General features: G+C 41.3%; 7 protein-coding genes. 1 reads left to right on the top strand and 6 read right to left on the bottom strand.

Going from position 1 to position 7,399, the window contains the following annotated elements:
• Nucleotides 1-362 precede the first annotated feature (362 nt).
• The 5 genes from JKM87_RS17495 to JKM87_RS17475 are packed head-to-tail and all read right to left on the bottom strand — an operon-like array spanning nucleotide 363 to nucleotide 4,714.
• Nucleotides 363-1,595: a hypothetical protein gene (locus tag JKM87_RS17495; protein ID WP_202081739.1), complete on the bottom strand. Its 1,233-nt coding sequence runs from the start codon at nucleotides 1,593-1,595 to the stop codon at nucleotides 363-365.
• Nucleotides 1,592-2,614, bottom strand: a complete 1,023-nt coding sequence (locus tag JKM87_RS17490; protein ID WP_202081737.1) for a hypothetical protein — start codon at nucleotides 2,612-2,614, stop codon at nucleotides 1,592-1,594. Before JKM87_RS17490 ends, JKM87_RS17495 begins: the two co-directional genes overlap by 4 nt.
• 10 nt (nucleotides 2,615-2,624) lie before the next feature.
• Nucleotides 2,625-3,479, bottom strand: coding sequence for an ABC transporter ATP-binding protein (locus JKM87_RS17485; protein WP_202081735.1), 855 nt, complete (start codon nucleotides 3,477-3,479; stop codon nucleotides 2,625-2,627).
• Nucleotides 3,466-4,173: a hypothetical protein gene (locus JKM87_RS17480; RefSeq protein ID WP_202081733.1), complete on the bottom strand. Its 708-nt coding sequence runs from the start codon at nucleotides 4,171-4,173 to the stop codon at nucleotides 3,466-3,468. The genes JKM87_RS17485 and JKM87_RS17480 overlap by 14 nt, the downstream gene beginning before the upstream one ends.
• Complete coding sequence (locus JKM87_RS17475) at nucleotides 4,166-4,714, bottom strand: RNA polymerase sigma factor (RefSeq protein ID WP_202081731.1); 549 nt, start codon at nucleotides 4,712-4,714, stop codon at nucleotides 4,166-4,168. The genes JKM87_RS17480 and JKM87_RS17475 overlap by 8 nt, the downstream gene beginning before the upstream one ends.
• Before the next feature lie 603 nt (nucleotides 4,715-5,317).
• On the opposite strand from JKM87_RS17475, the gene brnQ reads away from it, so the two are divergent.
• Entirely contained in the window at nucleotides 5,318-6,670 is a 1,353-nt protein-coding gene (brnQ, locus tag JKM87_RS17470; RefSeq protein WP_202081728.1) for a branched-chain amino acid transport system II carrier protein, read from the top strand.
• A gap of 188 nt (nucleotides 6,671-6,858) precedes the next feature.
• On the opposite strand, the gene JKM87_RS17465 is transcribed toward brnQ, so the two are convergent.
• On the bottom strand, nucleotides 6,859-7,296 hold the full coding sequence (locus JKM87_RS17465) for a hypothetical protein (RefSeq protein ID WP_202081726.1): 438 nt from the start codon (nucleotides 7,294-7,296) through the stop codon (nucleotides 6,859-6,861).
• Between the last annotated feature and the right edge of the window lie 103 nt (nucleotides 7,297-7,399).

The raw sequence follows: 7,399 nt of genomic DNA, 5'->3' as shown, positions 1-7,399 counted from the left end.
TTTTATTGAAAAGATGCTTACACAAAATATTTTACGTCATCCTACATCTTTACTACTTTATTAATAATACCAAAAATTCTACATTTTTTTGACAAAAAAAATTACATCAGTAACCAAAAACTGATGTAATTCGACTTCTATATCAATATTCTTTACTACAATTTTGTACTTTTAAGAAAATTCCCTCCGGTGTTAATACCTCATCACTCAACACAAAAAGAAAGCTTTGCTTATCTTTATCTTGCAACCCTCCTCATTATATTAAACTGTGACTCTGACTTTCTCGTTTAATACCACAGAATATTTTGCTTCCCTATCACCCTTACATAAGCGCTGTATGTAAAGACTTTCGTCTCTGTGCCTTAAGCGACATCAACACGCTTCTCCCGTGTCAATATAACTATCGACACAATCATGCCGACTACGGCAACGAAACCACACAAGACAACCTCAGGCGCATCAAATCTACCCTGGAAGATGGTATTGAAAACGATGTTTTGATCCCTTAATGCCATGGTGACTGAGATTACGGCTATTCCCGCAACCGCAATACCGACCGGAACGGCCATAATCAGCATCATCACAATATTCGCACTGAATCTCGCAAGTATAAACGCAAAACATGCCATGCCGACACTTAGTGCTAGTATCATTCCCGCAAGTATGAGTGCGTACTGCCCGAAGGTCATGTTATAAAGCTGTATCCCGCTGGAGGTAAAATTATCCGACATGATATGCGCGTCCCAATAAATCCATGCACCCGATGCAAGGAACGGAATATATGCTGCGGTAATCAAAAGGATGGATAAAGCGAGTGTGCTAACAATAGTTGCGGCAAATTGAAGCCTAAAAATCCTGCGTCCAATCGTTGACGAATACTGTATCAGGTTTATGTTCCGCATGCGGTCGGTTGTCAGCAAGGGGGCAATGAGAATGATTGCGGCAACCACGGTAAACACCCCAACAACAGCGGTATAATGAGAAAAACTTTCGCAAAGATGATAGTAAATCAAGTTTGCATTGCGCATTTGCAGTAATTTCTCAGCAGCTCGGACGACTACGGGGCCGCGATCGCTGTCTATATATCTTCGAAGAGAGGCCTCATAGTCGACATATGTATCTTCTATCGCCTCAAGATTATTTAGCCTCATCAGTGGCGAGGCATACCATTCATCTAAGGTTTGTGGGCTATTGCCTTCCAGCTTGCTCCGCATTGCGGAAAGGGTTTCCCTTTCCTCCTCGCTTAGGTCGTTGGTGTAGCCTTTATTGGCAAATGCCTCGAATTCAGCGTAGTTGTAGATATTGTTTTCGGTAAAAATCGGCTCGTTTGAGATAATTTCATTCATTTCAGAAATAAGGGCATCCTTTTTGCCCGGAATATCATAGTCGGCTAATTCTTCCGGTTCAAGCGTATCGCCATAAAGCGCAAACATCTCTTTCTGATAGGAACCATAAATACCATGGGTGGTTAAACTATCATTTGAGCTCAGTAATTGGCTCAACATTGTGAACCACGTCAACGTCGCAATTGCAGCAATAAGTGCGAGAATACGCCAATTTAATATCTTTTTGAGTTCGTATACAAAGATTCTCATAATAGCTCCCTCTTTTTAAATATATTAGTGGAAACGAAAGCGGCAATGGAAAGTACAGCAAGGGAAACGAAAAGCCCCACGCTTTCAAAGTTTGCCCATATAATTTCCGCTCCGCCGTCAGTAAACCATGCTCCGCTATTTTTCCATAACCAAACGGGAGTAAGGGTCCAAATGCCCCGTGAGAACGAGCCGATTGGAAAAAGTGGCTTAGCCAGAAATGTGACCCCGGCTATCGACGCAGCTGCGATAAATGCGCCGTATCCGTTACGAGCAAAGACCCCAGCTGCATATCCTAACAGGCAAAGACAAACTGCAATACCAAAGGTTACTCCAATTGTCGCCCACAGATACCCCTCAACAGTGAAGCTGTGCCATGTGATGAAAGGCTTACTGTATTCATTTACAGCGTAGTTAAACATACTTGATACGTTGTCATTCCACACGCCCGAAAAATTGAATCTGAGAAAAAATATGCACAAACTCACTCCAAGGACGACGACTGTCAAGGCTACTGTCGCCGTCAACGAGGCGCACAGCTTTGTCCTGAGTACCCGTCTTCCCACTTTTGAAGCGCAGATAATAGGTTCGGTGCCTCTCAAGTTCTCATAGGTTACCGATATGAGCGCGGCAAATAACGCTAATAAAGCGCTTTCCGCAATGATGGCCATAAACATGATTTCAAACAACATACTGTGGCGGTAATGGGTCTGTTCTCCGAAGTAAGTTGACAAAGCATCGCCGTTAGCGGCTTTTTCATCAATTACAGGTTGTAATTTATCATACTTGTTGCGTATATTCTCGGCGTTTTTGCCTGTGATGTTGTACTTCCATATATATGTTTCGGCGATTTGGCTTGTCTTAAATCCCTCAAAGATATTGACAGCTTCCGCTTCGTCATTCGCACCATAATCGTTGTAGCCGACTATCGCAATCACAGCATTAAGAACGATGCACAGGACAACAAATCCAACCATCGCCGGTAAAAGTACAAGTTTTTTAAGCTCGTACCCGAATAGCATATATCTCACCTCACATGACTTCATCTCGATAAATGTATAGGAACACATCCTCAAGGTTGGGGCTGACACTTCGCGCAACATCGCCGCATTCGCTCTCGCTCACGAAACGCGTGACGGTTTTACCACTGTCCTGGTGTTCTGTGAGCACGAGATGAGGGCAATTGATTTCGGCAATATCGTCCGTTTCGTAGACCTTGCCCATGAGCGTTCTGCATATCGACGCAGGTGCGTCGTTGGTGAACAACCTATGATTCTTGAACATAATAACCCTACTTGCAATTGTTTCAATGTCCGACACGATATGCGTCGAAAGTATAACAATGCGATCTTTGGATAGTGACGAGATAAGATTGCGAAAGCGGACGCGTTCTTTTGGGTCAAGCCCTGCTGTAGGTTCATCGAGAATGAGGATTTTAGGGTCGTTCAGCATCGCCTGAGCGATTCCGACGCGCTGAATCATACCACCTGAAAACTTCTTCATCTTCTTATCTCGCACGTCCGACAAGCCCACAAGATCAATAAGTTCGTCGGTCTTGCGCTTTGCTTTTTCGGGATCAATACACTTTAACGCTGACATATACAACAGGAACTCTCTCGCCGAGTGGTTCCTATAATAGCCAAATTCCTGCGGCAGATAGCCGATGGTGTCACGGTATGAAGCGTCCAGCCAAACAATTTCATCTCCGTTCCAAAGGATTTCTCCCTTTGTAGGGAAGATGAGTGTCGTGAGCATTTTAATCAGTGTAGTTTTGCCCGCGCCATTTGGGGCAAGCAAGGCGTATACACCGCTAGAGAATTCGAGGTTGATATCCTCCAAAGCAGTGAAGTTTCCATATTTTTTAGTCACATTATTAAGCGATAGCATATTTTTTTACCTCCGACAGCATTTTTGATATTTGGTAAGCCAGTGCTGCCCCTCCGAGAACGGCAAGGACAACCGAAAAAGCAATCGGCATTTCACGTAATATTGCCTCCCATTCTTGCCCTAGTGAGAATGGGATTATGATATTTACGAACACCCACACCGCCGAGAACACCACATTTACCCATGTACCGTGAAGAAAACGCATAAAGGATATACCCAAGGTAGCGCAGATAAACAGAGCGGACAGGCAAAGTGGAAACAGTGAAAGGAATTCATGTCCACTGTCTGTACTGATTGTCGTGATAACCATGGTGAACACAAAGCTGAAGGCCGAGTAGCACATCACCCGCAGAGCAGTTATCTGCTGGATGGTGTAGCGACAAGTCTGTTTTAGTTCGTATAATCCACAGGCCCGCTCCGACGTTTCGGCAAACATGGTTATCAATAGAAAAAACAGTGGGGCAACGGCGATGGAGGCGGAGTAGCGGTAATCATCAGGTGCAAAACAGAATAGCACGAGAACACCTACTATAGTTACAGCGGTGAAAAAAAAGCTATACCCAGTATCCCAAAATATGAAACGGAAGCCTATGGTACGTAGCATTTCTGCAATACTCTCTCTCGTCGTTTGCGGCTTGACTAAACCTTGCGAAAGGATGTGTTCAATGCTTGCATGCTTTGTTTTCTTATCCATAATCAGCAAACTCCTTTCTAAGCAGATTAATAAGACGGTAATACTTGGATTTCACGCTTCCTTCGGGAATTTCTTCGATACTTGCGATTTCAGAGAACGTGTACCCGCCGAAGATGTGAAGCCGGAAGATTTTCTGAGTATCTGTAGGCAAACCGCCCACAAAAGCGCATACCTTCTCCGAGAAATCTCTATCTTCAAATTGTAGAGTGAAGTCTGCTTCACCAATCGGCTCAACCTCATCAAGCGATATTGTTTTGGTCATCGCCTGGTAGGCACGTGAGCGAAACCAATCCACTACCTTATTTGCAGCAATCCTGTACATCCACGTTCGAAAACCTGCACCTCTCTTCGCATCGTAAAACCTGATTGTCCGCAGCATTGAGATAAATATCTCCTGTGTCAGTTCAATAGCAATATCTGCATTAGAGACTTGTTTTCTCACGAAGCCGTAAATCTCGTCATAGTAACATTGCACCAGTTCGTTGGCGGCGGCACGGTCGCCGTTTCTTTGGATCTTCTTTATTAGGCGTCGCTCGTCCAACCGCACCACCTCCTTTTTGTCCTGTCCATTTATATGTTCGTAGTTGATAGAAAAATAGTTTCAACGTCGCAAAAAAAAAATTTATTTTTTCTGCGCTCAGAACGAAGTCGCCTGTCTACGGTCTTCTTATAATTAAGCAAGGAAAATGCATTTCTAACATCCTAACTGAATGGGAAATTGAATTTAGTGAAGCTTGTTTGACCTCTGTGGAGTAAGCACTAATTGAGTTCACATCCTCAATGGAGTGTCGGATAGGAGAGACAGTATATCTACTAACTAAAAAAACACCTTGATCGTGAACCCTGCGTAGCAACCTTTTGAGCGAAGCTCGAGTTGCAAATGAGAGGGCATCATCAAGGGTGTTTTTAAATGGTCATTTCCCTTATTCAACAATCGTATTTGTATAGGGTCTCTTAAAAACACTTTACTTCTTTTAAAAATCTATAATTCTATTAAAAGGGGAGAGGGGTATCTCAATGTTATAAAAGAGGGGCTATAGGTAGGCCTATTGAAATGTATTGTGTCCCTATACAAAGATTGATATTATTATACTTATCATTTTTGAAAGGGAAACAACTTACAACATGAAGGAGCACAATATTTATGCAAGAAAAAATACCGTTTTCAACGTATGCAATCATTGGTACGATGCTGTTTGGCATGTTTTTCGGTGCTGGTAACTTAATTTTCCCTATCCAGCTAGGGCAGCTTGCAGGGACGAATTTCTGGCCAGCTTTAGTAGGTTTCTTAGTAACGGCGATCGGTCTACCATTTATAGGTATTTTAGCAATTGGGCTTTCTGGAAGTAGTGGACTTCATGATTTGGCTAGTCGGGTACATCCGACATTTGGGGGCATTTTCACAGTGACGCTTTACTTAACCATTGGTCCCTTTTTTGCCATTCCACGTACAGCGACAGTCCCATTTGTTGTTGGATTTGAACCATTTATCAATCCAGAACAAGTGAGTCTATGGCTTGGAATCTTTAGTTTTCTATTTTTTATGATTGTCTATTATTTTTCACTGAATCCTGCGAAAATTATGGACTATATAGGCAAATATTTAACACCAGCATTTTTAGTATTCTTATTCTTTCTAATAGGAATTGCCGTCATTAAGCCAATGGGTAACTTTGGTAATCCGACAGGTGACTACACTCAATTGGCCTTTATGACGGGCTTCAAAGAGGGTTATAACACGATGGATGCGCTTGCTTCCCTCGCCTTCGGTGTTGTTGTTATCAATGCCATTAAGAGGCAAGGAATTACCGGTACGCAAGATATTTCAAAAGCGACATTGAAATCAGGCATTTTCGCGATGGGGCTAATGATGCTCATTTACGGTCTTATCACTTATATGGGCGCATCGAGCGTAACAACAATCGGCACATTTGATAATGGTGGTCTGATCTTCTCAGCAGTCTCCCAACACTATTTCGGTTCATTTGGTGTTATTTTATTAGGCATTATTATTGTACTTGCTTGTCTGAAAACGAGCATCGGGCTTATTACCGCATGCAGTCAATTTTTCCATGAATTATTACCAAAAGTGAGCTATAGATGGTTCGTGTTCATTCTATGTTTTGTATCATTCACAATTGCAAACTTTGGCTTAAATAATATTATTCAATTCGCAGTGCCGGTTTTAATGCTCCTGTACCCGCTAGCTATTGTTCTTATATTATTAGCACTCTTCTCACCGCTATTTTCTAAAAAGCAAAGTGTTTATGCTGTGTCGATGTTCCTAACCTTTTTCGTTAGTGTTATAGACTGTTACAGTGCGTTAACCAGTAGTTTGCCTGGAGCGACTGTCCCATTACTTGAAGCAGTTAGATTGTTCTACATTGATTATTTACCTCTTTACCATATTGGTCTTGGATGGATTTTACCAGCTTTAGTAGGTGCTATTATCGGTTATATCTGGCCAACAAGACAACCTCAAATCAACACTACGTAACAGTATGTTGATGTCACAATAGTATATAAAAAAATCGCCTGTGATAATTAATATGCTCCCTTTGTGGTAGACAATTAAATAATAAACCTGTTTGCTACAAGGAGGAGTATTTTTTTAGGGCTTTCAACATTTCATAAATCCCAACAATTAATCTTCTGAGTTTTCAGCCCCCGTATGTTGAAGAAGAATTATTCCTGTTGTGCAACCAGTGTTTTATTTTCTGAAATATAATCCACTAAAGCATAGATTAAACCAGATACACCGAAAACAATAATTGCACTACTTATGTTCAGTTCATATCGGTTGATAAAATAACCTCCATATAATCGGTTAAATGCCCCAATCCCACTTATCCCACCTATAATTGAATAAATAACAATCCTCACAATTGTAGAATTCACAAATTTATTTGCAAGAAAAGTTAAAGGTAAAAAAGAAATAGGATAGATAATCAAACCAAATATGAAATAAAATACGATAAACATAAGAAAGCCTAAATTCATTAAACCGTAATATTCAGTTGTTTTTATTTTATTTCCTTCTAAAATTTCCAACCCTACAGTAGCGAGAGTAAACAATATCGTAAAAACTCCCCACATAATTAAGTAATGTATAAATCGGTTCATAAGAATTCTCCTTGTATGATTAGTTTATAAGCTTACCTTAAGGCAATTTGCAGTTGATTTGTAGCTCGGAATTGTTTATACTCGATGACATAGGTAGGGACTA

Origin of the sequence: Caldalkalibacillus salinus (assembly GCF_016745835.1) — a bacterium.
Taxonomy (GTDB): domain Bacteria; phylum Bacillota; class Bacilli; order Caldalkalibacillales; family JCM-10596; genus Caldalkalibacillus_A; species Caldalkalibacillus_A salinus.
The sequence above is the reverse complement of the archived record's forward strand: the minus strand, read 5'-3'. Positions and strand labels throughout refer to the sequence as shown.

Bases quoted from the DNA above. Each gene is read 5' to 3' on its own strand.
- brnQ (WP_202081728.1), top strand. From the start codon at position 5,318: ATGCAAGAAAAAATACCGTTTTCAACGTATGCAATCATTGGTACGATG.
- JKM87_RS17495 (WP_202081739.1), bottom strand. From the start codon at position 1,595: ATGAGAATCTTTGTATACGAACTCAAAAAGATATTAAATTGGCGTATT.
- JKM87_RS17485 (WP_202081735.1), bottom strand. From the start codon at position 3,479: ATGCTATCGCTTAATAATGTGACTAAAAAATATGGAAACTTCACTGCT.
- JKM87_RS17480 (WP_202081733.1), bottom strand. From the start codon at position 4,173: ATGGATAAGAAAACAAAGCATGCAAGCATTGAACACATCCTTTCGCAA.
- JKM87_RS17490 (WP_202081737.1), bottom strand. From the start codon at position 2,614: ATGCTATTCGGGTACGAGCTTAAAAAACTTGTACTTTTACCGGCGATG.
- JKM87_RS17465 (WP_202081726.1), bottom strand. From the start codon at position 7,296: ATGAACCGATTTATACATTACTTAATTATGTGGGGAGTTTTTACGATA.